This is a genomic window from Spirillospora sp. CA-294931 (genome assembly GCF_050946795.1).
Taxonomy (GTDB): Bacteria; Actinomycetota; Actinomycetes; order Streptosporangiales; family Streptosporangiaceae; genus Spirillospora.
The window spans coordinates 208,908-233,889 of the sequence record NZ_CP192006.1; the positions used below are offsets into that span (position 1 = coordinate 208,908).

A 24,982-nucleotide genomic window follows, 5' to 3' on the forward strand; every position below is an offset into this window, starting at 1 on the left:
GGGACCGAGTCTACGTGGCGCCGTGGTGGCCGTTGGACGAGGCGCGGGCGGCGCCGAAGTCGGGCAGCGGGTCGTCCATGGAGACGGCCGGGCCCTTGCCCAGGCGGGCGGCGCGCAGGGCCTGGTTCTCTTCGGGGGAGAGCGTCTCGACCGCGTTCCCGTCCCTGATGACCTTGGCGTAGGTGCGGGTCTCGGTGCGGCCGTTGATCGAGCTGAGCACGACGCCGTCGCCCGCCGAGTTGAGCAGGGCGAGCGAGAACGACCGGTGCCCCGACATCTCCGCCAGGGCGTCGTAGTGGACGATCGCGAGATCGCGCAGCGCCTGGTTGTCGATCGATCCGGTGGCGACCTGAAGTTGCCGCCTGAGCACCTCGGCGCACTCTTCGACGACCTGGTTCACCCGATTGTGGGCCACCAGCGCCAGGGAGAGTCCGGCCACGCCGGCGACCAGGCCGGCTACGGCCACCGCCACAAGCATCACGGGGTGAGCGTACCGACACCTGCGTCGTTGCGCGAAGAACCGGGCTTGACCGGCCTGTTGAGGAGCCGGTCGACCAGCCAGACACCCATGATCATGACAAGGATCACGGCGGCGATGCCGAACGAGTGCTGGACGATCCGTCCCACGATCACCGAGATCAGCGGGTCTTCGGGGCCGATCAGCTTGGTCCCCCACCAAGGGAGGGGGAACAGGAAGTAGAGCCAGACCAGCGCGGCGATCCGCCATCTGCGCGTGTCTCGCCCATCTCCGGCCAGAGCGCCCACGATCACGATAATCCAGACAAGGTGATGGATCCAGCCCACGGGGGACAGCAGCACCGAAAGCAGGCCGACGATGCCGATGCCGGCGAGCCTGGCGCTGTAGGAGTCGGGGCCGGTGAGCTCGTCGGCGGCCAGGGTGGCGCGTCGCGACAGCTTGTACCCGTAGTAGGCCATGACGCCGCCGAGGACCAGCCAGAGCAGGGTGCCCAGGGGGCTCGGCGGGTCGACCCGCGCGATCAGCCCGTTGATGGCCTGGTTGGTGGTGCCGTTCACGGCGCCGGTGCGGTCGCCGCCCTCCAGCAGGGCCCCGAACCAGAAGTCGGCCGAGTCGCTGGGCAGTACGGCGAACGAGCCGAGGGTCACCACGGCGGCGGTGAGGACGGCGTTCCACGCGGCGTCGCGGCGTCCGACCACCCACAGGTAGATCAGGAACACGCCCGGCACCAGCTTGATCGCGACCGCGAGCCCGATGAACAGGCCGCGCGGCCAGCGCGCGCGCTCGGTGGCGCAGTCGGCCAGGCACAACGCCATCAGGAACAGCCCGACCTGCCCGAACCGCATCTGGTCGTAGACGGGGACGAGCCAGGCCATGGCCCCCACCAGGACGCCCCCGGCGATCGGCCACCAGCGTCCGGTCCGGCGGATCAGGTCGCGGAACGCGTAGGCCACCACGGTGACCAGCGCGATGTAGATCATCGCCGTCCAGACCCATTGCGAGGCCTTCCACGACATCAGCGTGAACGGGACGGCCAGCAGCGCGGCGAACGGGGGATAGGTGAACGGCAGGAACTGCGGCGGCTGGGTGAGCACGTCGTACAGCGGCGCGCCCCGCACGACCGCGCGGCCGCCGTCCCGGTAGACCTCCAGGTCGACCAGGCGCTGGTCGGGCGGGTTGGTGAGCCAGTGCACGACGATCGGCGCGATCGCGGCCAGCGCGATGGCGATCCCGGCGGCGAGGATCAGCGGCTCCACCGGCGCGCCCCGGCGCGCGGCCGGCTTCTGGTTGCGTGCACCCATGGGCCCCATCCTGGCGTAAGCCGCCTACTAATCTTGACCCATGGTGAAACGGGGGGCTGAAGTCCGCACGCCGAGGTCCTCCAGGTTCGCGCTGAGGGCGTCGGCGACACTGATCATGATCGTGGGCCTCGCCTCCGTCTTCCTGGCCCAGGCCCCGGGGGCCAACGCCGAGAGCGGGCGGGTCGTGATCATCGGTGTTCCCGGGCTGGCCTGGAGCGACATCGGCGAGAAGCGCACGCCGCACCTGTGGGGGCTGACCGGCCAGGGCGCGGCCGGTGCGCTGAGCATCCGCGCGACCAGGTCCAACACCTGCCCGACGGACGGCTGGCTGACGCTCTCCGCCGGGCAGCGGGCCCGGCTGGCGGGCGGAGACTGCGTGCTGCCCTCGGCCCCGGTCGGCGTCCCGGCGGCGGGGGCGGCGACCGCGCCGGGCTGGGGGGCGATCAGGGCCGACAACGAAGGCGGCGACTACCACGCCAAGGTCGGGCTGCTCGGCCAGGCCGTGCGCGGCGCGACGCTCGCGGTCGGGCCGGGCGCGGTGTTCGGCCTGGCCGACCGGTACGGCAAGGTCGCCCGATACGCCCCGTCCCCCGACAAGGTCGCGGCGGGCGACTGGTCCCGCTACCGGCTCGCCGCCGTCGACATCGACGACGTCTTCCGCGCCCACGTCGCGACCGGTGTGGACGCCGAAGGCGCGCAGAAGCCGCTGGACACGGCCAAGCGCGCCGCCGCTGCGGCCGCCGCCGACCGCCGCGTCGGGCAGGTGCTCGCGGCCGTCCCCGCCGGGACGACCGTCCTGGTGGCGGGGCTGGCCGACAACGGGCTGATCCCCCACCTGCGCGTCGCCATCGCCAAGGGCCCCGGCTTCAAGCCCGGCTACCTGTCGTCGAGCGCCACGCGCCAGCCCGGCATGGTCACGCTCACCGACCTCACCGCGACCACGCTGAAGGTGCTCGGGCTGCACCAGCCCAAGGACGCCGTCGGCTCGGTGTGGAAGGACGAGCCGACCGGTCCCGTCGACGAGACCGGGACGCTCGACAAGGTGGAGGCGCTGGAGGACGACGATGTCGCGGCCCAGGCCAGGCGGCGGATCGCGGGCTCGTTCTTCTGGGTGCTCGGCGGCGTCCAGCTCGCCGTGTACGGCCTGGCCGCGCTGGCGCTGCGCCGTCGCTGGAAGGGCCCGTCCGCGCGGGGCCGCATCCTGGTCGGGACGCGGCTGATCGCGCTGCTGGGCGCGGGCGCGCCGATCGCGACGTTCCTGGCCGGGCTCGTGCCGTGGTGGCGCACCGACCATCCCGTCCCGGCGCTGATCGCGGCGGTCACGGCGTTCAGCGCCGTGCTGGTGGCGCTGGCCGTGGCCGGTTCGTGGCGCCGCTCGGTGACGATGCCCGGGCTGATCGTCGCGGCGGCCACCGCCGCCGTGCTCGCGCTGGACGTCATGACGGGCTCGCGGCTCCAGATGGAGGCCCTCATGGGCCACACGGCCCTGGTCGCGGGACGGTTCTACGGCTTCGGCAACCAGGCGTTCGCGCTGTTCGCGGTGGCGGCGATCCTGGCCGCCGCCTGGCTGGCGGAGTACCCGCTGCGCGACGGGCGCCGCCGCCTCGCGATCGCCGTCGTCGCGGTCGTCGGCGTCGTCGCGGTCGGCATCGATGGGGCCCCGGCCTTCGGCAGCGACTTCGGCGGCGTGATCGCGATGGTGCCCGCGTTCTGCGTCCTCGGGCTGATGCTGGCGGGGCAGCGGGTCTCCCTGCTCAAGCTCGGGCTGTTCTGCGTGGCCGGGGCGGCGGTCGTGCTGCTGATCTCGTTCGTGAACGCGCAGTCGGACAACCCCACGCACCTCGGCCGCTTCTGGCAGGACCTGATGGACGGGGACGCGTGGGACGTGGTGCTCCGCAAGTTCCGCGCGATGCTGCGCAGCCTCGGCTACTGGCCGTTCACGATCGGGCTGGCCGGGGCCATCGGGTTCCTGTACTTCGTGCTGGCCAGGCCGGGGAGGTGGCGGGCGTCGCTGCTCGACCGGGCCTACGCGCGGAGCATCGCGATGCGTCCGGCGCTGATCTCGGCGCTGACCGTCGGCGTGGTCGGCACGCTGGTGAACGACTCCGGCGTGGTGATCCTCTCGGTCACCGTCAGCCTGGCGACCCCGCTGCTGCTCGCGGCGGTGGTGCGTGCTCTGGAACTGGACGCCGACGAAGGCACAGAGCGATCAGAGCGGCCAGAACCCCGGTCAGCGCCAGCGGGATGACCCACGGGCGCACGACCGTGACCAGCCACGACAGCGAGCCGGGCAGGTCGATCAGCTTGGGGTCGCGGGCGGGCAGGTAGCCCAGGCTGAGCAGCCCGGTGTGCGCCAGCAGGATCGCGTCGAACCGCGACCACGGGATCAGCACGAGCACCGCCCAGGCGAAGCCGTCGTACCAGGGCAGCTCGTAGGGGGCGGCGAACAGCCAGGCCAGCACCAGCGCGGCCGCGATCCGCCGGGAGCGGGCGAGCTCGTCCTCGGCCGGTTCGCGCGGCAGCGCCCGCACCAGCAGGACGACCAGCGCGACCATCAGCAGCAGGAACCCGATCTTGATGACGTTCCGGTGTGTGAGCGGGTCGAGCAGGTGCCAGGGCGTGGCCCACGAGACCGAGTTCGAGGCCCGTTTCACCTGGTCGAACGCGTGCGACCCGGCCGAGACGAACGCGGTGCCCGCCACGATCGCGGCGCCCGCGCCCAGGGCCGCCAGCCGGACGTACGAGCGCTCCTTGAACCAGACCCACGCCGGTCCGCCGCCGACGAGCGCGGCGGGAAGCTTGAGGGCGGCCCCCGCGCCCACCAGCGCCCCGGCCAGCCAGGCCCAGCGTCCGGCGACGGCCAGGGCTAGCGCCATGGGGGCGATCGCCAGGACGTCGTTGTGCGCGCCCGCGACCAGATGGAACAGCAGCAGGGGGTTGCACGTCCACAGCAGCGCCGCCCGCAGGCGCCGCTCGTCCGACCGGGCCGTCCGGTAGAGGATCCAGGCCGTCAGCGCGAACGCCAGCGCGTTGACCAGCGAGAGGACGAAGACCGTCAGCCGCATCGAGTCGCCGCCCGTCCACGAGGCGAACGCCTCCTGCGCGGTGGCGATGGGCCCGTACACCGACGGTGTGGAGCGCCACTCCTCGACCTCGCCGATGACCGGATCGCCGGGAAGGTCCACCGCCCGGGTCGTGTAGGGATCGTGGCCGAGCACCGCCATGCGCCCGTAGGCGGCGTAGTTGAGGTGGTCGCCGGAGCCGACCGGGGGCATCACGGCGAACGCGGCCGCCGCGACCAGGCCCGCCCCCATCAGCGCGCGGGGACGGCAGCGCCAGCCGTGCCGCACGGCGTGCAGGCAGAGCCCGATCCCGGCCGTCCCGGTCACGATGCCCGCGACGACGAGCCCGATCACCAGGTAGGGCGAGGGGTGGACGTCCAGCGAGAAGGGCGGGTGGCCGTCCTCGCCCGCCAGCGCCGGCTGCATGACCGACGGGCCGAGGAAGGAGGTCAGCAGGAAGCAGGCCAGGCTCGTGCCGATCGCGGCCAGGCCCAGCGGTCCGCGCGAGGTCACGACCGGCGGCCGCGCAGCTCGCGCACCGCGAGCGCCCGCGCCACGTCGCGGAACTGCCGGGCCCGGTGCACCTGGGCCCGCCAGTCGGTGCCGGTGGCCCGGTGCGAGAGCGGCACCTCGACCTCGGTCACCCGGAAGCCCTTGCGCACCAGGTCGATCGTGAGCGCGGTCTCGACCCCGAACCCGGGCGCCAGCGGCAGCGCGGCGTCGAAGGCCGCGCGCGTCAGGCAGCGCTGCCCGTTCAGCGGCTGGGTGGCCTGCCACCCGGACGCGCGGCGGATGCCGTCGCGCGAGAGCCGGACCACGAACCCGTGCCCGCCGAGCTTCACGGTCGTGGAGAACACCGCGATCGTCATGTCGGCCTCGCCCGCGCGCACCGGCGCGGCCAGCGGCGCGGCGTCGCGCGCGGTCTCGCCCAGGTCGGCGTCCAGGAACAGCAGGTGCCGCTCGGGCGCCAGCAGGCGCACGGCCTCGGCCCCGCTCTCCATCGCGGCGCCCTTGCCCCGGTTGCGGCTGTGCCGCACCACCCGGGCCCCGGCCTCCCGGGCGATCAGGCCGGTCCGGTCGGACGACCCGTCGTCCACCACCACGACCAGGTCGGCTCCGGGAAGTTCAAGGGCAGCCTTGACGGTCGCCGCGATGCGGTCGCCCTCGTTCTTGGCCGGGATGATCACCGCTACATCCTGCATAGCTGGATCGTACCGACGCCCCCACCCGCTCACTCCCCGTCCACAGAACCCCGCGAACCCGACACAAACGGCGGCCCGCGGAGTGGTCGCTCCGCGGGCCGCCGGTCGAGGACGGATGGGCTGGGATCGATCAGCCGTCCAGGGCGGGCACGGCGTCGCACACGGTGAAGACCGTGTCGAGCCCCGTGACCTGCAGGATGCGCCGTACGGCCGGGCGCGGGGCGGCCAGTTCGAGAGAGCCCCCCTGCTCCTTGAGCCGCTTCATGGCCGCGAGCAGCACGTTCATGCCCGTCGAATCACAGAACTCCACGCCGCTCAGGTCGACCACGATGCGGTCGACCTGGTCGCGCAGCAATCCGGCGAGCGCCCCCTGCAGCCTGGGCGCGGTGTACAGGTCGAGTTCGCCGGTCGCTGTGACGACGGCGTGACCTCCCTGAGACGCAGTCGAGACGTTTAGCTCCACGCCCGGCACTTTAGCTGGCTCGCGGCGCCCGGGCCAGAGAGTCCGGCAAGTCCCGTGTTTCGCGGCGTGTCCGAACGGGGCATCCCGGGTGAACATCACGCCCGCTATGCGGGAGTAAGCCGGAAATCCCCCGGTCACCGGCGTGCGGACCGCCCTCCGTGTCTCCGCGAACTGCGGAATTCGGCCTTCGTCCGGCCGCCGAGTGAGGGAGGCTGAAGGGGTGCAACAGCGGCAAGAGCAGGAGAGGCCCGGCGAGCGCACATGAGGGGTGACCAGGGCGCCGATCCGCGCGAGGCGCGCCTCCGCGACCGCCTGGAGGCGATCAGGGCGCGCTCGGAGAAGTCCAACTCGTGGCGCGCGTCCACCCAGTACCTGTCCCGGCTGATCAACAAATCCGGCTACGTCCCCATCCGCACGCGGCTCTCCCGGGAAGACCTGGCGTTCCTGGCGGGCGCCCGCGACGAGGTGCTCAACTTCACCGAGCTGGGGCTCCGCCTCCTCGACCTGCACCGCCCGCAGGACGCCGGAGGCATCACCAGCGACCCCCGCAGCCCCATCCGCCGCTGCCGCGCCTGCATGTGGCGCTGGCCCTGCCCCACGTTCCGCGCCATCGACGACGCGGTGTTGAAATAAATCCCGGCCCACCTACGCTCGCCTGGCGGCTCGCTTCGGTGACCGTGATTTGGCGATTGCTGCATCGCTCCGCGATCTAACCGGGGAAGCTCGCCTTCGGCTTCGCTTCCCCGGTTAGTTAACGCAATCGCGCGCGTGGTTGGGGCCGGCGCGGGGTTTGTCAGCGGCCTGGGTGTCGCCGGGGGTCAGGGTGCGGGGCGTCAGGTTGCGGTGGCGAGGGTGCGGACGCGGCGGAGCATGATGCGGCGGATCGCGCCGCTGAACGGGCGGATGAGCAGCCAGTAGCGGCCCATCACGCGGCGGGCGGCGGCGTCGGTGGCCAGGACTCTGGTCTCGGTCACCAGGCGGGTGCCGCCGTCGTCGGTCTCGACGAGCTCGAAGCTGAACGTGGCCTTGGCGTACCCGGGGGTGGTGAAGGCGAGGAACTCGTCGGCGTCGTTCAGGGTGACGTTGTCGCCGCCGAACGTCCACCAGCGTCCGGCGAGTCCCCGGACCACCAGATGCGGGGGCATGTCGGCGAGCGGGGTCTGCGAGTTCAGGCCGGTCGGGAGGTCGCTCTGGGCCCGGCCGTGGCGCAGCCGTGCGATGGCGCCGCGGCCGGCGAACAGAGCCTTGGTCACCCGGGAGCCGGACAGATCGAACGCGTGGACGGCGTCCCACACCTTCTGCGGCGGTGCCTGGATCAGGATCGAGTGCCGCTCCACGAAGTCGGGACGAGGGAGGAAGGTGTCGAGGACGTCCGTCGCCGTGCCGTCGCGCATGGTCGCTCCGCAAGTCAACGCCGCTTGGGCCGGATGTTAGCAGCGTTCACTTTCCCAGCCGGCGGCGGGTCAGGCGTTCAGCGGGAGCCGGACGACGAAGCGGCAGCCGGGCCCGGCGTTGCTCACCCCGATGTCCCCCGCGTGCGCCTCGACGATCCCGCGCGCGATCGCCAGCCCGAGCCCGGCGCCGCCGCCCGGCGTCCGGGCCGCCTCGCCACGGAAGGCCACCTCGAAGACCCGGGGGAGGTCCTGCTCGGGGATGCCGCCGCACGCGTCGGCCACCGTCACCAGCGCCTCGCCGTCCCGGATCTCGCCGATGATCTCGATCGTCCCGTCGTCCGGCGTGTGCCGGATCGCGTTCACCACCAGGTTGCGCAGCGCCCGGCCGAGCTCGGCCGTGTCGACCTGGACGGGCAGTCCCGCGCGGACGTCGCCGTGGAGCGTGATCCGCTTGGCCCTGGCCAGCGGCTCGGTCCCCGAGACCGCCTCGGCGACCAGATCGTCGAGCCCGACCTTCCGCCGCGACAGCCGCAGCGCCCCGGCATGGATCCGGGAGAGCTCGAACAGGTCGTCCACCATCTCGGTCAGCCGGTCGACCTCGGTGCGGATCCGGCCGTGGTAGTCGTGGACGGTGCCGGGGTCGGCCACCACGCCGTCCTCCAGCGCCTCGGCCATCGCGCGCAGCCCGGCCAGCGGCGTGCGCAGGTCATGGCTCACCCACGCCACCAGCTCGCGGCGGCTCGCCTCCAGGGCCTGCTCGCGCTCGTGCCCGGCCGCGAGCCGTTCGTAGGCCGCGCCCAGCTCGCGCGAGAGCTCGGCCAGCTCGGCCGGGAGCCGGACGTCCGGCGGGACGAACGGGTCGCGCCGCACCGCGTCGACCAGGGCCCGGTTGGCGGCCACCAGACGCCGTCCCAGCAGGAAAGACACGGCCATGGCCACCAGTCCGGCGGCCGTGACCACCGAGAGCGCGACCGTGCGGTCGTGCTCGCTGAGCATCATCATCAGCGAGATCACCACGATGCCCGACAGCGTCGCCAGCACGGTCGCGGCGCCCACCACGAGCAGCTGGGTCGCCACCGACCGGGACCTGAGCAGGTGCAGCAGCAGCAGGCCGAAGCCCGCGACGATCGTCGCGGCGAGCGCCGCGTACCAGACGACCCACAGCAGGTCCTCGACGGTGAGCATCACGCCGACCCCTCGTACCGGTAGCCCACGCCCCACACGGTGACGATGCGGCCGGGCGCGGTGGGGTCGTCCTCGATCTTCTCCCGCAGCCGCCGGACGTGGACCGTCACCGTGGACGAGTCTCCGAACGACCAGCCCCACACGCGTTCGAGCAGCCGCTCCCGGGTGAACGCCTGGCGGGGGTGCCGCAGCAGGAAGGCCAGCAGGTCGAACTCCCGGGCGGTCAGCGACAGCCGCTCGCCGTCCCGGAACGCCTCGTGCGCGCCCACGTCGACGACCAGGTCGCCGTCGGTCAGCACGCCGCCGCCCGGCGGGACGGTCGCCAGCGACCGGCGCAGCACCGAGCGGACGCGCAGCGCGAGCTCGCGCGGGCTGAACGGCTTGGTGACATAGTCGTCGGCCCCGGTCTCCAGCCCGACCAGGCGGTCGGTCTCGGCGCCGAGCGCGGTGAGCATCACGATCGGGACGGCCGAGGTCGCGCGGAGCCTGCGGCAGATCTCCAGGCCGTCCATCCCGGGCAGCATGAGATCCAGGACGACCAGGTCGGGCTCGCTCTCCAGAGCCCGGCGCAGCGCGTGGACGCCGTCGGCGACGCACTCGACGTCGTGTCCGTCGCGGGCCAGGTAGCGCGCCACGACCTCGGCCACGGTGGGGTCGTCGTCGACCACCAGGATGCGGCCGGTCGGGTCGGTGGAGGTCGTCACGGTCCAACGCTACGCGGCCACGGCCCGCCGGTCCGTTCGCGTCACCACCTCGTAAGAACTGGCCGGACGGTCGGGAAGATCTGTTTAATGGCCGCATGGTCCAGACACGTCCCGATTCGAGTCCCGGCGCCGTCTTCGGCGCGATCGCGATCGGCGGTGCGATCGCGACGGCGGTCGGGACGGTGGTGATCACCATCTTCTATCTCGCGGTGGGCGGTGCCGGCGGGCTGATCTTCGGCGTCCAGGACAGCCTGGCCCTCCAGGCGCTGTTCGCGCTGGTGGCGCTGTTCGTCGGCGGGCTCGCCGGGGCGTCGGTGCTGCCGCTGCGTCCCCGGGGGCCGCTCGCGATCCTCCTCGCGGCGCCCGCCGCCCTGGTGGCCTTCCGGGTCGCGAACCTCTTCGGCATCCTGGCGTGGTCGGTGATCAAGAACAACCACCTGATCGAGCACATCGACCTCCGATGGATCATCCGGGCGCTGACCGACGTGTCCAGTGCGTGGGGCCTGCTCGACGTGGTGCTCGCTCTGCTGGCCGGAGGGGGTGTCGCGGCTGTGCGGGTGGCGATGGTCTCGGGAGGTGTGCGCGGCGGTTCCCAGCCCTTCCCCGGGCAGCAGCCCTTCCCGGGACAGCCGCCCTTCCAGGGGCAGCAGCAGCCTTTCCCTGGTCAGCCGCCCTACCCGGGGCCGCCCGCGCAGCAGCCTTACCCCGGCGCGTCCTTCCCGCCTCAGGGGCAGCCCCCGGGTGGCCCTCAGGGTGGTCCTCCGCCGCCGGGCGGGTTCTAGCCTTCCGCAGGGTCCTCCTCTGGAGTGATGACGGCCCGGTGCCCGCCGATTAGGTTTGGGGCATGGGTCGGACAATCTTGACAATCGTCGGTGTCGTACTCGCCGGATGGCTGCTGCTGACCGCGGTCGGGGCCATCCTCTCCATGCTGAAGACGTTCTTCTTCTTCGGATTCATCGCCGTCCTGGTCGTGCTCGGGGTGATCACCGTCTCCAAGCTCGCGAAGAAGACCTGATCGAACGCGATGACCTGGGGCGAAGCCCTTGCCGTCTCCCGCCGGTGACTTCATGATGCGCAGATAGGGTCACTGGCGAGAGGGGCCTTCGTGGGCAACCTGACCGATGTCCTGCGCGAGCGGGCCGAGCGGCACCCGGACCGGATCGCCTTCCACGCGGGCGAAACACAGATCACTTACGGGGAGTTCGACCGGCGGGCCGACCGGGTCGCGGCGGCGCTCGCGGCGGCCGGGGTCGTCCCGGGCGACCGCGTCGCCATCCTGGACAAGAACTCCCTGGAGTACGCCGAAGTGCTCTTCGGGGCGGCCCGCGCGGGCGCCGTCCAGGTCCCGGTGAACTACCGCCTCGCGCCCGACGAGGTCGCCTACATCGTCAACAACGCCCAGGCCAAGGTCTTCGTGGTCGGTCCCGAGTTCGTGCCGGTGCTCGACGCGATCTCCGGGAAGCTGGAGCACACCGCGCTCATCGTGGTCGCGGGCGGCTCGGGGCACGGTCGTCACGACTACGCCGCCTGGATCGACGCGGCCGAGGGCGCGCCGCCCGCGCACGGCGCCGACGGGGCGGACGTCTTCGTCCAGCTGTACTCCTCGGGCACGACGGGCCTGCCCAAGGGCGTCATGCTCACCCACGACAACCTGCTGTCGCTGATGGGCACGACCCAGCGGGTCTGGAGCATCGGCGGCGACTCGGTCCTGATGGTCGCGATGCCGATGTACCACATCGCGGGCTCGGCGCTGGCGATCGGCGTGATCTTCGAGGGCATCACCGGCGTGATCGTCCGGGAGCCCGATCCGGTCGCCATCGCCCGCGACATCGAGCGCCACGGCGTCACCCACATCTTCCTCGTCCCGGTCCTGCTGCAGTTCATGCAGCTGATGCCCGAGGTCGCCGAGACCGACCTGTCCAGTCTGAAGGTGCTGCTGTACGGCGCGTCCCCGATCAGCGACGACGTGCTGGCGGGCGCCATGGCGATGCTGCCGGGCACCTCGTTCCTCCAGGTCTACGGCCTGACCGAGACCGCCGGAGCCATCACCCACCTGCCGCCCGAAGACCACGAGCCCGGCGGCCCCAACGCCCACCGGCTGCGCAGCGCCGGAATCCCCAGCCCCACCTGCGAGCTGCGGATCGTCGACCCCGCCACGCTGGAGGACGTCCCGTCCGGCCGGGTCGGCGAGATCCTCTGCCGGACGCCGCAGAACATGAAGGGCTACTGGGGCATGCCCGAGGCCACCGCCTCGGCGCTGCTGGACGGGGGCTGGTTCCGCACCGGCGACGCCGGCTACCTCGACGAGGACGGCTACCTGTTCATCCACGACCGGGTGAAGGACATGATCATCTCAGGCGGGGAGAACATCTATCCGGCCGAGGTCGAGAACGTCCTGATGAGCCACCCGAAGGTCAGCGACTGCGCGGTGATCGGCGTCCCGGACGACCAATGGGGCGAGACCCCGAAGGCCATCGTGGTGCTCAGCGAGGACGCCGACGACCGCGAGCTGATCGACTACTGCCGCGAGCGGCTGGCGCACTTCAAGTGCCCCACCACGGTCGAGCGCCGCGACGCCATCCCGCGCAACCCCACCGGCAAGATCCTCAAGCGCCGGCTGCGCGCCCCGTACTGGAAGGGCCAGGACCGCGCCGTCCACTGATCAGGAGAAGTGGACCGAGGCGTACAGGGGCCGGTGCGTGGCCGCCGACATCGGGGCGGCCGGGACGCCACAGGTGACCTGCGCCGACTTGGTCGTGAACAGGTAGTCGACCTTGTCCACGGCGCGGCCCTTGCCGTCCTGGCGGGTGCCCGCGCCGGTCCGCTCGCCCTTGGGCCCCTGCCCGCACTCGCGAAAGCCCCGGTACAGGACGTCGAGCGGAGCGGTGTTCGGCGGGTCGACCAGGTCGGCGCCGAGGACGGCCCGGGGACCGCTCAGCAGCCCCGCCAGCGCCTGGGTCTGCCGCTCGCGCCACTCGCCGCGCGGGTCGTCGCCCTTCGCGGCCGAGCTGAGGCGCGCGGTGCACACGCGGGTGCTCCACGCGGCGACCGTCCCGCAGAGCGCCGTCCGGCTCTCGATCGCGGGCGAGGGGAGGGCCACCCGCTGGACGCCGGACAGCTTGCGCTCGGTGCCGAGCGCGACGCCCGACTGGCCCTGCCCGCCCCCGCACACGGCGGTCTTGCCCTTGGCCGGACGCGAGGGCGCGAACGCCCAGCTCCACGAGCGGAGCCCGCCCTGGCGCAGGGACTTGAGCTGGCCCTCGCAGACCCGCTGGAGCATCACCACGTTCGCCGTGACCTTCTGCCCGCCCGCGACGCCGCCCTTCATCAGGGCCGTGATCTTCTTGACCACGTCCGCCGGACGGATCCCGCTCGGGCAATCGGGGGCGCCGTCACCGCACACGTTCCAGGTCATCGCGTTGAGCGTGACGTCCGACGCGGAGACCTCGCGGGGCGCGTCGCCATGCAGGGGCCCGATGTCCGGGCTCCCGTCGATGGCGGCACCGGCGCCTGCGGCGACGACCACCGCTCCGGCTCCACAAACGGCGAACAGGGGGATGAGAGCGCGGGGGGCTCGCACACAATCTCCATATGGGGGCTGAGGGGTCAGCGGGGGTGACGCCGGAAATCTCACCACATCAAGATCCAACTCGCCAGGAGTTCGGCCTTTATTACTCACCCTTTAGACAATTGGTGTCCGTTCGGACGCCCCGACTAGAGTTAGCGCCGCTTACTTGAGGGGGTCGGAGTGGGAGGCAAGGCCGGATATCACCACGGCGACCTCCGCCGCGCCCTCCTGACCGCCGCCCGCGAGATGCTGCGCGACCAGGGCGCGAGCGGGCTGTCACTGCGCGCCCTCGCGTCCAGGGCGGGCGTCTCCTCGGCCGCCCCCTACCGTCACTTCCCCGACAAGGACGCCCTGCTCGCGGCCCTGATGACCGAAGGCTTCGAAGAACTGGCCGGGCACTTCGCCACGACCGCCACCGACCCGATGCGACGCCTTCGCCACCTCGGCCATGCCTACCTGGCCTTCGCCACGGCCGAACCCGAGCTGAGCCGCCTGATGTTCGACCCCGGCGGCCCCGACCGCGCCGCCCACCCCGCCCTCGCCCGCGCCGAGGCCGCCACCCACGCCGCCTTCACCGGCGCCATCGAGGAGGCCATGGCCGCAGGCATGATCACCGGCCCCTCACCCGAGCTGATCGCCCTGACCCTCCGCTGCGTCACCCAGGGCCTGATCGCCATGGTCACCTCCGGCCAGATCCCGGACCACGAGCTCACGGCGACCGCCGACATGATCATGGACATGCTCGACACCGGCCTCCACCCCCGCCCACCCCACAAGCCGTAACCAAACGGGCGGGGGCGTTAGCCCCCGCCCGTTGGTGAGAGCGCCCCAGCCTGAGCACAAACCTCAGCCCCCCGGGGGGGCGAGGGGCGAAGCCCCAAGGGGGTCTCGGGGGCGGAGCCCCCGAGCCGGGGGCGTGGGGGCGGGAGCCCCCGCCCGGGTAGTGGTGCCACCGCAGGGAGCGCCAGCGACCGAGGATGGCGCCACTACCCGGCCTGGGAGTCTGAGGGTTGGGACCCTCAGGCCAACACCGTGCCCGCGCCTACGGTGCGGCCGCCTTCGCGGATGGCGAAGCCGAGGCCCTCGGACATCGCCACCGGCTTGCCCAGCTCGACCGACAGCTCCAGGGAGTCGCCGGGGAGCGCCATGCGGCCGTCGCCGCCCAGGTCCACGGTGCCGACCACGTCGGTGGTGCGGAAGTGGAACTGCGGGCGGTAGCCGTGGAAGAACGGGCGGCTGCGCCCGCCCTCCTCGGCGGTCAGGACGCGCACCCGGGCACGGAACCGGGTGTGCGGCCGGATCGAGCCGGGCGCGCCGATGACCTGGCCGCGCCGGATCTGGTCCCGCTTGACGCCGCGCAGCAGCATCGCGGTGTTGTCACCGGCCTCGGCGTGCCCCATCGACTGCCCGAAGGTCTCCAGGCCGGTGGCGACCGACCCGAAGGTCTCGCCGAGCCCGACGACCTCGACGGCGTCGCCGACGCGGATCGCGCCCTGCGCCACCACGCCGGTCACGACGGTGCCGCGCCCGGTGATGGTGAGCACGTTCTCGACCGGCATGAGGAACGGCCGGTCCAGGACGCGGTCCGGGATCGGGACGTAGGCGTCGATGGCGTCGAGGAGCTCCCCGATCCTGGACGTCCAGTACGGGTCGCCCTCGAGCGCCCGCAGGCCCGACACCCGGACGACCGGGATCTCGTCCCCGGGGAAGCCGTACTCGGACAGCAGGTCGCGGACCTCCAGCTCGACCAGGTCGAGCAGCTCCGGGTCGTCGATCGCGTCCGCCTTGTTGAGCGCCACCACGATGTGGCGGACGCCCACTTGGTGGGCGAGCACGATGTGCTCCCGGGTCTGCGGCATCGCGCCGTCCTGGGCCGAGACCACCAGCACCGCGCCGTCGATCTGCGCCGCACCGGTGATCATGTTCTTCACGTAGTCGGCGTGGCCGGGCATGTCGACGTGGGCGTAGTGCCGGGTGGCGGTCTCGTAGTGGACGTGCGCGACGTTGATGGTGATGCCTCGGTCGCGCTCCTCGGGGGCGCGGTCGATCCCGTCGAACGGGACGGCGGAGGCCAGCCCGCGCGCGGCGAGCACCTGGGTGATCGCGGCGGTCAGGGTGGTCTTGCCGTGGTCGACGTGCCCCATGGTGCCGATGTTGAGATGCGGCTTGGCGCGCTCGTAGAGCTGCTTGGCCATGACGTGTCCTCACTTGATCCTGGCTGGAACGTGAGAACCGCCGCGGGCGAAGGGCCCGCGGTCTGGTGACCACCCCCCTCCGCTGGTTCTCCGGAGGTGGGACGGAGAGGGGTCAGCTTCGTGCGCCGTCGAAGGCGGCTGCCGCCTCTGCTGCCACGCATGCGACCGGGACCGCGCTGAAGAGCGCGGTGCGGATACCGGTCGCGGTGAACATGCCGCGAGCGTACGAGGGCGGGTGCCCGGGAGTCGACCGATTTTCGGGCGTGATCCATCCGTGACCTAAACTGCCGATGTGACGGAAACCACGACGCACCAGCACAAGGTCACCAGCGAGGTCGGCAGGTTGCGGACGGTGCTGCTGCACCGTCCCGGCGCCGAGCTCAAGCGGCTGACCCCGCGCAACAGCGACAAGCTGCTGTTCGACGCGATCCCGTGGGTGGGGCGCGCGCAGGAGGAGCACGACGCGTTCGCGCAGGCGCTGCGCGATCGGGGCGTCGAGGTCCTGTACGTCACCGAGCTGCTCCAGGACGCCCTGGAGTACGGGGCGGCGCGCGACGAGGCGATCGCCGGGGTGATCGACGACAACCGCTGGGGCGATCAGCTGCGGCGGGTCGTGCGGGGCTATCTGCGCGACCTCGACTCCGAAGACCTGGCCCACACGCTGATCGCCGGGCTGGCGCACGAGGAGCTGAAGACCGCGCACGGGCTGGTCTACCGGCTGATGGACCGGCTCGACTTCATCGTCGACCCGCTGCCGGGGCTGCTGTTCACGCGCGACAGCGGGGTGTGGATCGGCGATCGGGTGGCGGTGACGAGCCTGGCCATGCCCGCGCGGCACCGGGAGTCGGCGCTGACCGGGCTGATCTACGCCCATCACCCGCGCTTCGCCGGGGTGACGCGGCTCTACGACCCCTCGCTTGAGCACGTCGAGGGCGGGGACGTGCTGCTGCTCTCCCCGGGGGTGCTCGCCGTCGGGACGGGGGAGCGCACCACCCCGGCCGGGGTCGAGCGGCTGGCGCGGCAGGTCTTCGAGGCGGGGCTGGCGCACACCGTCCTGGCGGTGCCGATCGCCCAGGAGCGGGCGACCATGCACCTCGACACCGTCTGCACGATGGTCGACGCCGACACCGTGGTGATGTATCCGCCGGTGGCGTACTCGCTGACCGCCTACACGGTGACGGGGGCCAACGGCGATCTCCGGGTGACCGAGCCCCGCCCGTTCCTGGAGGCCGCGGCCGAGGCGATGGGGCTGGACCGGTTGAAGGTGATCGACACCGGGCTCGACCCGGTCACCGCCGAGCGCGAGCAGTGGGACGACGGCAACAACACGCTCGCGCTGGCGCCGCGCGTGGCGGTGGCCTACGAGCGCAACATCGAGACCAACGCCCAGCTGGAGGCCGCGGGCATCGAGGTGATCCGGATCAGCGGGAGCGAGCTCGGGACGGGCCGCGGCGGGCCGCGGTGCATGTCGTGCCCGATCTTCCGGGAAGAACCGTCCGGCTGAGGGAACACGAAGGCCCTCGTGATCGTTTTCCGTCACGAGGGCCTTCGGAACGTTGGCAGCTCGGGCGGTGTCGACGGGGGCACGACAGCGCCCGAGCTTGAAGAGGACCATACAAGGTCGGGCGGGTGTCCGACTAGGTGGGGTGCGCCCTAGTTGAAATTGTGACGCGCCAGATGTCGTTCATCCGGCCCTTCGGGAAGCTTGGGAAGGACCGCGTGGGCGGCCCGCGGCGGTAGTGCACCGTTGGCCGCGTTGGTGGTCTGCGGCGCGTTGACCAGGGCCCATACCGTGGTCGCTCCGTCGTGGTGGCGCACGCCCCAGCCCTCGGAGAGGGCCTCGACGATGCCCAGCCCGCGTCCGCCCAGGGACGACAGAGTTCCCGGCCCCCGGCGGGGCTCGGTCATGGCGCCTCCGTCGTCGACCGCCAGTTCCAGCAGGTCACCCCGGCGCCGCCAGGAAAGCTTGAGCTGCCCGGACGGGAGCGGCCTGGCGTGCCGCAGGGCGTTGCTGAGCAACTCGCTGACGATCACGCAGACGTCCTCGACGGCGGATTCATAGACTCCGGATGCGACCAACTCTGAGCTGAGGCGCCTTCGGGCGACCGCGACGCTGGACGGCGCATGTGGCAGCAGTACGACGCTCGACGCCCTCACCTCCCCCTGAATCCCTCTGCTCGGACGGTCCCCGCCGTTCCTCTTCCGGTACGACCGAAATGCCCGGAAGTGCGGGTCCTGAAACAGGACTGGAAACCGGAGCGCAACACACCGCCAACCGCACAACGAGCGACCGACCATCCGGTCACGGTCTTCACCCCCGTATGAACCGCATTTCGGGACCCCGTCGTCGACCGCAAACAACCTAGGATCTATCCAGCCAACGGCGGATTTACTCCTCACGCTTCCGTTTCGTCCGTCACACTCCCGTGACGCAGAGATTTCCTCTCGTCACGCAAGTCACCGGCTTTCAAGATCATTGTCAGACCGCGCTGGGGGCGATCAGTCGGCTCGTCGCAGCGCAAGCCGCATGCGCGTACCGGGTGAGGCCGTTTTTCCGCTCCCCGAGTCTGGTGCCGTAACGGGCGCCGCGGGGTGGGCCGAAATCCGTCCGCCCTGCGCTTCTGTGAGGCGTTTCACAATGTAGAGACCGAGCCCGATCCCCCCGAACCGGCGCCGGTCGCCCGCCTCGCCCTGGACGAACCGCTCGAAGATCCGGTCATGGTCGCCGGGAGCGATCCCGATCCCCTCGTCCTCGACGGTGATCACCAGCTCGGGCCCCTGCACCTCGGCCCTGACCGTCACGGTGCCGCCGTCCGGCGAGTACTTGAACGCGTTCTCCAGCAGCTGGCCGAGGATGATGTCGGTGGCCATCGCGTCGCCCCGCGCCGAAGGCAGGCCGGGCGCGATCTCCAGCTCGACCTGGTGCACCCCCGACAGCGACCGGAACCCCGCCACCACGCCCGACAGGACGCGGGCCAGGTCGAACGACTCGATCGTCACCGACAGCTCGTCGGCCCCCGCCCGCGAGCCCCGCAGCAGATGCTCCACCAGGCGTCCCAGCGACTGGGCCCGCTCGGCGATGGTGGCCACGGCGGCACGCCGGTCGGCGTCGGCCAGCTCGTCCCACCGGTTGACCAGCGTGCTGGCGAAGCCCTGCACGACCGTGACCGGCGTGCGCAGCTCGTGGCTCGTGGTGGCCAGGAACAGGTCCTTGGCCTCCTCCAGCGCCTTGGCCTCCGAGACGTCGCGGAAGTCGACCACGACCTCGCCGGTCTCCTCGATCCGCGCCGCGAGGACGTTGAGCCAGACGCCCGACTCCAGGGGGAACGTCAGCATCTCGCCGGGTTCGGGCACCTCGAACGGCAGCCGCCGGCCGATCGCCTCCAGCGGCGGCACGCCGGTCAGCGTGTGCGCGGCCGGGTTCCACTGCCGGACGACGCCGTCGCGGTCGAGCACCGCGATGCCGTCCGCGCTGGCGTCGATCACCGCACGCTCGTGCGCCCGCTGCCGGACGACCTCGGCGTAGGCGACCGCGTTGCCGACCGCCACCCCGGCGTGGCCCGCCAGCAGCTCCAGCAGTTCGAGCTCGGTGTGCCCGACCTTGCGGCCGGAGAACAGCGCGTACAGGGCGCCGTAGGGCTGGTTCTGGAGGAACGACAGGCCGAGCGCGATCGTGTGCAGCCCCGGCAGCTCCGACCAGACCAGGTCGCCGAGCCGCTGCTCCCCCGTCGCCAGCATCACCGTCTTGCCCGACCGCAGCAGCTCGCCCACCAGGCTCGTGGGCAGGCGGGCCGTCGTGCCGCGCATGTGCCCGGGAAGCCCGGTCATGCTGACCAGCCGCAGCCGGTCGTCCTCGATCCGCACGAACCCGCCCGCGTCCGCGCCGGTCAGCTCGATCAGCGCGGCGGTGATCCGGTCCAGGACCACGGCCAGGTCGAGCTCGGCGTTCAGGTCGGCCACGATGTCGCCGAGCCGCCGGACCAGCCGGGCCCGCTCGGCCATGTGGTGCTGGGCGACCTCGTCCTCCTCGACCGGGTGGTAGACGCCCACCCAGCCGAGCAGGGCGCCGTCGCGGTCCTGGAGCAGGCTGGTGTCGATGCGGACGTCGATCAGCGCGCCCTCGCGGTGGAACCTGCGGGTGGCGAACGAGATCTGCCCGCTCTCGCCGCGCGTGAGCAGCCGCTCCTGGACGGCGTTGTGCTCGGCCTTCAGCTCGTCGGGGACGATCGGCGAGACCCGTCCGATGACCTCCTCGGCCCGCCAGCCGAACATCCGCTCGGCGGCCGGGTTCCACACCGTGACCCGGTGCCGGTGGTCGACGGCCACGATCGCGTCCGCCGCGCTCTGGAGCACGGCGCGGGCGATGGGATCGTGGACGTGGGTGCGCACGGGAGTCATCGTGCCACCGGATCTCGGCGCGCCGCCGGGCAACCGCAGTGGAAAGGTTCCCACTTCAGCGGGCCCGGCGCCGCAAAATCATCCCTTCGGGCGGGACGATCGCCCCAAATCACCCGCGGGCCCGGCCGACCCTCCCGGCCACCACCGACGCCAGCCCCGCCACCAGGAACGATGTCAGCGAGGCGCTCATCCAGCTTTCCGGGGTGAAGTTCACCGCCTCCTGGACGTCGGTCCAGAAGCCCGCCCACCAGCTCACGGTGCCCGGGTAGATCATCTGGTACGTGAGGAAGCCCACGGCCCAGGCGATGATCATTCCCCATCGCGAGGGGGCCGTGCGCGAGGTGTCCCAGTCGCCGCGGCGCCGTCCGAGGAAGAAGTCGGCGGCCAGGACGCCGAGCATCGGCACGAACACCGACCCGATCAGCGACAGGAACGAGGCGTAGTCGCCGATGTCCAGCAGCAGCGCCAGGACGGTGATCAGGGTGCCCAGCGCCACGGTCAGCACCCGCCGGTCGGCCCTCGGCACCAGGTTCTGGATCGAGACGGCCGTCGAGTAGACGTTGGCGAACGACTGGTCGGCCTCTCGGAGCACGAAGATCGCGAAGAACAGGGCGCCCAGCGAGACCTGGAGGAAGGGGTCGAACACCTTGGAGGAGTCGCCCGCCACCAGCGCCAGGGCCAGCAGCCCCAGCAGGTAGGCCACGATCTGGGTGAACGAGTAGCCCACGGCGGCGGCGCCGAACGCGCTCCTGGCGCTGCGCGCGTGCCGGGTGTAGTCGGCGGCGACGGGCACCCACGAGATCGACACCGCCAGCGCCGCGTCCGCGCCGATCCAGAACCCGCCCCACTCTCCCTCGTTCAGGTCGGGGAGCGGTTCACGCAGCAGCTGGACGTAGAAGTAGACCAGCGCGACCAGCACCCCGGCGGTGACGTAGCGCCGCAGCATCCGCACCGAGCCCAGCGGCCAGATCGTCAGCACGGTCGTGAGCACCCCGGCCGCGACCACGTAGCCCCAGCGCGGCACGCCGTCCCACAGCTGCCGGGCGGCGTCGGCGATCACGATCAGCTCGAACGTGCCCCACCCGATCAGCTGCGCGCTGTTCAGGACGGTCGGCACGTACGAGAGCTTCGCACCGAACAGGCCCCTGAGCAGCACCATCGCGGGCTTTCCCGTGCGGGCGCCGGGCACCGCGGCCAGGCCGAGCATCAGCCCGCCCAGCACCGTCCCGACGATCATCGCGACGGCGCCCGCGACGATCGACAGCGTGGGCTTGCCGCTCACGTCGGGCGCGAGCACGGTGTAGGCCCCGGAGAACGCGAACAGGCTCACCCCGAGGTTCGCCCAGAAGGCCCCCTGGTCCCAGAAGCCCAGGACCTTGGGGGCCGGTTCGTCCAGCGTGTACGGGGCCTCGTTGCGGGGCCCCTCGGTCTTGGTGAGTTCGACGGCAGGCGTCATGCGACACGCTCCCTACGCCGGCATTACCCGGACAGGTTCATGCGGTCGGCGACGCGTCCAGTCGCCCTCTCAGCCCGGTCGTCCCGAGCTCCCGCGCTCCAGATGGCCGTTTTCGGCCATCCCCGACCTTACCCCCGCAAATCGCCGCCCAGAAGTCCCGATCTAGGCGACGTAGGGCGGGTTGTCGGAGACGCTTTCCATGGGGCGCCCGGCCTCGGCCCAGCGCTTCATGCCGCCGTCGACGTTGCGGGCGAGCCAGCCGGCCTGGTTCAGCGCGACGGTGACCTGAGCCGACCGGATGCCGGAGCGGCAGATCACGTAGACGTCCTGGTCGCGCGGGACCTCGCCCGCGCGGTCGCTGAGCTCGGCCATCGAGATGTGCACGGCGTGGGGCGCGTGCCCGGCGTCCCACTCGTCCTGCTCGCGGACGTCCAGCAGGTACGCGTCCCCCGGTATGTCGGCCGCGTCGACCGCCGGAACATCCTCCCCGAAATTCATCACACCTCCATGGAACCGTGCGGAACCCGCCCACGTCGAATCACCCATGCGGTATCGGACGCTCATTTACACGACGTCGGGCCTCGCCCTGGTCCTCTCGCTCGCCGCCTGCGGCGACGAGAAGAGCGCGGACGGCCCGGCCAAGAACCAGCCATCGTCGACGACGTCCGTCCAGCCTTCGGGCAACGCCGACTCACTGACCGTCCAGGTCAAGGCGTCGGACCAGGCCCCGGCCAAGACCTGGAAGCTGACCTGCGAACCCGCGGGCGGCGACCACCCGAAGGCGGCGGACGCGTGTCAGACCCTGACCAAGGCGAAGAACCCGTTCCAACCCGTTCCCAAGGATCAGATGTGCACGAAGATCTACGGCGGTCCTGAGATCGCCACCGTCAAGGGCACCTGGCAGGGCCAGCCGGTCGACACCAAGTTCACCCGAGCCGACGGCTGCCAGCTCAGCCGCTGGAGCAAGGTGGGGCCCCTGTTCGGTGACGTTCCCAAGGTCCGCTGACCGAGCCCTCCCCGTTCCGGCTCGATAACAGCAAAGGGCCCCGGCCTGACAGGCCGGGGCCCCCAACCTGCCCGATACCGCAGCGTCCGGCAGGACCCGTTCGAGGGGCCCACCCCCACCGGTGGGCCCAGCATGAAGCTTATGGCGTGGTGCCCGCGTCGCCCACGGCGGCCCGGGCGTTTGGCGTGTCCGTCACTTGAGCAGCCGTGACAGGCGGCGGTCGGCCAGCGGTTTGCCGCCGGTCTGGCAGGTCGGGCAGTACTGGAGGGACGAGTCGGCGAATGACACCTCGCGGACGGTGTCGCCGCAGACGGGGCATTTCTCGCCGGTGCGGCCGTGGACGCGCAGCCCGGTCTTCTTCTCGCCCTTGAGGTCCTGGGCGGCCAGGCCCTCGGAGCGGACGACGGCGTCGCGGACGGTGGTCACGATGGCCTCGTGCAGGGTCGCGACCTCCTCCTCGGTCATGGTGGCGGCGATCTTGAAGGGGGAGATCCTGGCCGCGTGCAGGACCTCGTCCGAGTAGGCGTTCCCGATCCCGGCGATGATCTTCTGGTCGCGCAGCAGGCCCTTGATCTGGGTGCGGCGGCCCTTGACGATCTCCATCAGCGCGGCCGGGGTGAAGGCGCCGCCCAGGGGGTCGGGGCCCAGCGCGGCAACGCCGGGGACCTCGGCCGGGTCGCGGACGGCGTAGACGGCCAGGCCCTTCTTCGTCCCGGCCTCGGTGAGGTCGAAGCCCGACCCGTCGTCGAGATGGACGCGCAGCGCCAGCGGGTTCTTGCCGCCGGGCCGGGGCGGCCGGGCCGGGAACTCCTCGCGCCAGCGCAGCCAGCCGGCGCGGGCCAGATGGACGACCAGGTGGACGCCGTCCACGTCGAGGTCGAGGAACTTGCCGTGCCGGGCCACGCCGGTGATGGTCAGCCCGCCGAAGGCGGTGACCGGCGGGTCGTAGGTCTTCAGCGCCGAAATGGCGAGAACATCGATGCGGGCGATCACGTGACCGACGGCGCGCTCCCGGAGGAAGCCCGCGAGCGCCTCGACCTCAGGTAGCTCAGGCATGTCTCCAGTATCCGTCAAGCGGTCTTCCGTAGCTTCCACAGGGCTGTGGAGGACTGTGGATAACTCTGTGTGCAACCACGGATCGGCCGGGATATTCGGGACGGCGGGGGTTCATACCTCGACAAACGCCACCATACCCCCGAGTCTCGTCCGTCCCGCGGTGGTGACAGGGTGTGGATAACTCTTCGTAATGGCGCGCCGGGTCAGGTGATGGCGATCACAACCGCGGAAGGCTCGGAACAACCCCTAGGGGGTACGGGTTGTCGAGCGTGTCGGGTTGTGGCACCATAAGGGTCACGAGATACCCCCCTGGGGTACAGATTCGCATAGAGGAGAACGTCGGATGAGCTCCGTCACCTACACCGTCACCGGAATGACCTGCGGACACTGCGTGAGCTCGGTCAAGGGCGAGGTCGGCCAGGTCGCGGGTGTGACCGGTGTCGACGTCGACCTGGCGACCGGCCAGGTGACCGTTTCCAGCGACGGCCCCGTCGACGACGCCCTGATCCGGGACGCCATCGACGAGGCCGGATACGAAGTGAAGGCGTGAGACGACGATGAACACCGCGACCAAGATCGGGGCGTACGTCCTCGGCTTGGCCGCCCTCTTCGGGGGCGCCGCCGGGATCGGCAATGCCGTCGGCCCCGTTGGCGCCACCGAGAAGCAGGGCGAAGGCGAGACCCATGGCGGTCACGGCGGAAGCAAGACCGCCACGACCGCGAAGAGCGCGATAGACACCCCCGGGGGGCTCATGGTCACCCGGGACGGCTACACGCTGCGCCCGAAGGCCGCCACGATCGTCCCGGGCGAGCCGACCGACTTCCAGTTCACCGTGAACGGGCCGGACGGCCGGCCCGTCACCGACTACCAGCCGCTGCACGGCAAGAAGCTGCACCTGATCGTGGCCCGCCGCGACCTGTCCGGCTTCCAGCACGTGCACCCGACGATGGACGGGTCCGGCGTCTGGTCGATCCCGCTCACGTTGAAGGACCCCGGGGTCTACCGGTTCCTCACCGACATCAAGCCGGCCGGTGAGAAGGAACAGCTCACGCTGGGCGTGGACATCACCGCCCCCGGCGACTACCAGCCCACCAAGCTGCCGCTCCCGACGCAGGTCGCGGTGGTGGACGGGTACGCCGTCAGCCTGACCGGGAAGCTCACCCCCGGACGCAGCAGCAAGGTCACGCTGACGGTGAGCAAGGACGGTGAGCCGATCACCGACCTGGAGCCGTATCTGGAGGCGTACGGGCACCTGGTCGCGCTGCGCGACGGCGATCTGGCCTACCTGCACGTGCATCCGGAGGGCGAACCGGGGGACGGCAAGACCAAGCCTGGCCCCGGCGTGACGTTCTTCGCCGAGGTCCCGAGCGCGGGCACGTACCGTCTCTACCTGGACTTCCAGCACAAGGGCAAGGTCAGGACCGCCGAGTTCACGGTGGCCGCGGGCGGGGCCGACCCCGTCCCGCCCACCGACGAGGGCGGCGACGGCCATGGGCACGACCACTGATCCGCG

The 24,982-nt window shown here is 71.6% G+C and carries 25 protein-coding genes and 1 riboswitch; of the genes, 10 read left to right on the plus strand and 15 right to left on the minus strand.

Annotation, left to right across the window (positions count from 1 at the left end):
- Positions 1–10 precede the first annotated feature (10 nt).
- Complete coding sequence (locus tag ACQPY4_RS01060) at positions 11–478, minus strand: DUF4446 family protein (RefSeq protein ID WP_433339246.1); 468 nt, start codon at positions 476–478, stop codon at positions 11–13.
- Positions 478–1,779 carry a glycosyltransferase 87 family protein gene (locus ACQPY4_RS01065; RefSeq protein ID WP_433331392.1) on the minus strand — a complete coding sequence of 434 codons (1,302 nt, stop codon included), beginning with the start codon at positions 1,777–1,779 and terminating at the stop codon, positions 478–480. Before ACQPY4_RS01065 ends, ACQPY4_RS01060 begins: the two co-directional genes overlap by 1 nt.
- Before the next feature lie 40 nt (positions 1,780–1,819).
- On the opposite strand from ACQPY4_RS01065, the gene ACQPY4_RS01070 reads away from it, so the two are divergent.
- Complete coding sequence (locus ACQPY4_RS01070; RefSeq protein ID WP_433331394.1) at positions 1,820–4,027, plus strand: hypothetical protein; 2,208 nt, start codon at positions 1,820–1,822, stop codon at positions 4,025–4,027.
- On the opposite strand, the gene mptB is transcribed toward ACQPY4_RS01070, so the two are convergent.
- From mptB to ACQPY4_RS01085, 3 genes are all read right to left on the minus strand, one after another.
- Positions 3,912–5,354, minus strand: a complete 1,443-nt coding sequence (gene mptB, locus ACQPY4_RS01075) for a polyprenol phosphomannose-dependent alpha 1,6 mannosyltransferase MptB (protein ID WP_433331396.1) — start codon at positions 5,352–5,354, stop codon at positions 3,912–3,914. The two genes, ACQPY4_RS01070 and mptB, sit on opposite strands and share 116 nt — an antisense overlap.
- Positions 5,351–6,043, minus strand: a complete 693-nt coding sequence (locus ACQPY4_RS01080) for a glycosyltransferase family 2 protein (RefSeq protein WP_433331398.1) — start codon at positions 6,041–6,043, stop codon at positions 5,351–5,353. The genes mptB and ACQPY4_RS01080 overlap by 4 nt, the downstream gene beginning before the upstream one ends.
- 130 nt (positions 6,044–6,173) lie before the next feature.
- Complete coding sequence (locus ACQPY4_RS01085; protein ID WP_433331400.1) at positions 6,174–6,506, minus strand: STAS domain-containing protein; 333 nt, start codon at positions 6,504–6,506, stop codon at positions 6,174–6,176.
- A gap of 261 nt (positions 6,507–6,767) precedes the next feature.
- On the opposite strand from ACQPY4_RS01085, the gene ACQPY4_RS01090 reads away from it, so the two are divergent.
- A complete protein-coding gene (locus ACQPY4_RS01090) occupies positions 6,768–7,139 on the plus strand; it encodes a hypothetical protein (RefSeq protein WP_433331402.1) in 372 nt (123 codons plus the stop codon).
- A 200-nt stretch (positions 7,140–7,339) separates the two neighbouring features.
- On the opposite strand, the gene ACQPY4_RS01095 is transcribed toward ACQPY4_RS01090, so the two are convergent.
- The 3 genes from ACQPY4_RS01095 to ACQPY4_RS01105 all read right to left on the minus strand — a co-directional run bounded on the left by ACQPY4_RS01095 (position 7,340) and on the right by ACQPY4_RS01105 (position 9,789).
- Positions 7,340–7,900: a hypothetical protein gene (locus ACQPY4_RS01095; RefSeq protein ID WP_433331404.1), complete on the minus strand. Its 561-nt coding sequence runs from the start codon at positions 7,898–7,900 to the stop codon at positions 7,340–7,342.
- A gap of 69 nt (positions 7,901–7,969) precedes the next feature.
- A complete protein-coding gene (locus tag ACQPY4_RS01100; protein WP_433339248.1) occupies positions 7,970–9,085 on the minus strand; it encodes a sensor histidine kinase in 1,116 nt (371 codons plus the stop codon).
- Complete coding sequence (locus ACQPY4_RS01105) at positions 9,085–9,789, minus strand: response regulator (RefSeq protein WP_433331406.1); 705 nt, start codon at positions 9,787–9,789, stop codon at positions 9,085–9,087. Before ACQPY4_RS01105 ends, ACQPY4_RS01100 begins: the two co-directional genes overlap by 1 nt.
- Before the next feature lie 95 nt (positions 9,790–9,884).
- On the opposite strand from ACQPY4_RS01105, the gene ACQPY4_RS01110 reads away from it, so the two are divergent.
- From ACQPY4_RS01110 to ACQPY4_RS01120, 3 genes are all read left to right on the plus strand, one after another.
- Positions 9,885–10,571, plus strand: a complete 687-nt coding sequence (locus ACQPY4_RS01110) for a hypothetical protein (RefSeq protein WP_433331408.1) — start codon at positions 9,885–9,887, stop codon at positions 10,569–10,571.
- A 62-nt stretch (positions 10,572–10,633) separates the two neighbouring features.
- Entirely contained in the window at positions 10,634–10,804 is a 171-nt protein-coding gene (locus ACQPY4_RS01115) for a hypothetical protein (RefSeq protein WP_433331410.1), read from the plus strand.
- A 90-nt stretch (positions 10,805–10,894) separates the two neighbouring features.
- Complete coding sequence (locus ACQPY4_RS01120; RefSeq protein ID WP_433331412.1) at positions 10,895–12,451, plus strand: long-chain-fatty-acid--CoA ligase; 1,557 nt, start codon at positions 10,895–10,897, stop codon at positions 12,449–12,451.
- On the opposite strand, the gene ACQPY4_RS01125 is transcribed toward ACQPY4_RS01120, so the two are convergent.
- Positions 12,452–13,315 (minus strand): endonuclease/exonuclease/phosphatase family protein, encoded by an 864-nt coding sequence (locus ACQPY4_RS01125; protein WP_433331414.1) that lies wholly within the window; start codon positions 13,313–13,315, stop codon positions 12,452–12,454.
- A 222-nt stretch (positions 13,316–13,537) separates the two neighbouring features.
- Between ACQPY4_RS01125 and ACQPY4_RS01130 the strand changes: the two genes are divergently transcribed.
- Positions 13,538–14,140: a TetR/AcrR family transcriptional regulator gene (locus tag ACQPY4_RS01130; protein ID WP_433331416.1), complete on the plus strand. Its 603-nt coding sequence runs from the start codon at positions 13,538–13,540 to the stop codon at positions 14,138–14,140.
- A 236-nt stretch (positions 14,141–14,376) separates the two neighbouring features.
- Here the strand turns inward: ACQPY4_RS01130 and tuf are convergent, their stop codons facing one another.
- Positions 14,377–15,552, minus strand: coding sequence for an elongation factor Tu (gene tuf, locus ACQPY4_RS01135; RefSeq protein WP_433331418.1), 1,176 nt, complete (start codon positions 15,550–15,552; stop codon positions 14,377–14,379).
- Positions 15,553–15,844: 292 nt separating this feature from the next.
- Here tuf and ACQPY4_RS01140 point away from each other — a divergent pair, with 292 nt between their 5' ends.
- The gene (locus ACQPY4_RS01140) at positions 15,845–17,056 is read left to right on the plus strand and encodes an arginine deiminase (protein ID WP_433331420.1); all 1,212 of its coding nucleotides are present in this window, start codon (positions 15,845–15,847) and stop codon (positions 17,054–17,056) included.
- Between the two features lie 149 nt (positions 17,057–17,205).
- On the opposite strand, the gene ACQPY4_RS01145 is transcribed toward ACQPY4_RS01140, so the two are convergent.
- The 4 genes from ACQPY4_RS01145 to ACQPY4_RS01160 all read right to left on the minus strand — a co-directional run bounded on the left by ACQPY4_RS01145 (position 17,206) and on the right by ACQPY4_RS01160 (position 21,904).
- Positions 17,206–17,850 (minus strand): ATP-binding protein, encoded by a 645-nt coding sequence (locus ACQPY4_RS01145; protein ID WP_433331422.1) that lies wholly within the window; start codon positions 17,848–17,850, stop codon positions 17,206–17,208.
- Between the two features lie 201 nt (positions 17,851–18,051).
- Positions 18,052–19,950: a PAS domain S-box protein gene (locus tag ACQPY4_RS01150; protein ID WP_433331424.1), complete on the minus strand. Its 1,899-nt coding sequence runs from the start codon at positions 19,948–19,950 to the stop codon at positions 18,052–18,054.
- 109 nt (positions 19,951–20,059) lie between these two features.
- A complete protein-coding gene (locus tag ACQPY4_RS01155; RefSeq protein WP_433331426.1) occupies positions 20,060–21,406 on the minus strand; it encodes a purine-cytosine permease family protein in 1,347 nt (448 codons plus the stop codon).
- Positions 21,399–21,511: riboswitch (TPP riboswitch) on the minus strand. It overlaps the preceding gene by 8 nt.
- Positions 21,512–21,568: 57 nt before the next feature.
- Entirely contained in the window at positions 21,569–21,904 is a 336-nt protein-coding gene (locus ACQPY4_RS01160) for a rhodanese-like domain-containing protein (RefSeq protein ID WP_433331428.1), read from the minus strand.
- 46 nt (positions 21,905–21,950) lie between these two features.
- On the opposite strand from ACQPY4_RS01160, the gene ACQPY4_RS01165 reads away from it, so the two are divergent.
- Positions 21,951–22,412, plus strand: coding sequence for an SSI family serine proteinase inhibitor (locus ACQPY4_RS01165; RefSeq protein ID WP_433331430.1), 462 nt, complete (start codon positions 21,951–21,953; stop codon positions 22,410–22,412).
- A gap of 192 nt (positions 22,413–22,604) precedes the next feature.
- Here ACQPY4_RS01165 and ACQPY4_RS01170 read toward each other — a convergent pair whose 3' ends face one another.
- Positions 22,605–23,468: an Fpg/Nei family DNA glycosylase gene (locus ACQPY4_RS01170; RefSeq protein ID WP_433331432.1), complete on the minus strand. Its 864-nt coding sequence runs from the start codon at positions 23,466–23,468 to the stop codon at positions 22,605–22,607.
- A 343-nt stretch (positions 23,469–23,811) separates the two neighbouring features.
- Between ACQPY4_RS01170 and ACQPY4_RS01175 the strand changes: the two genes are divergently transcribed.
- On the plus strand, positions 23,812–24,018 hold the full coding sequence (locus tag ACQPY4_RS01175) for a heavy-metal-associated domain-containing protein (protein WP_433331434.1): 207 nt from the start codon (positions 23,812–23,814) through the stop codon (positions 24,016–24,018).
- Positions 24,019–24,025: 7 nt separating this feature from the next.
- On the plus strand, positions 24,026–24,976 hold the full coding sequence (locus ACQPY4_RS01180) for a hypothetical protein (RefSeq protein WP_433331436.1): 951 nt from the start codon (positions 24,026–24,028) through the stop codon (positions 24,974–24,976).
- Positions 24,977–24,982 lie beyond the last annotated feature (6 nt).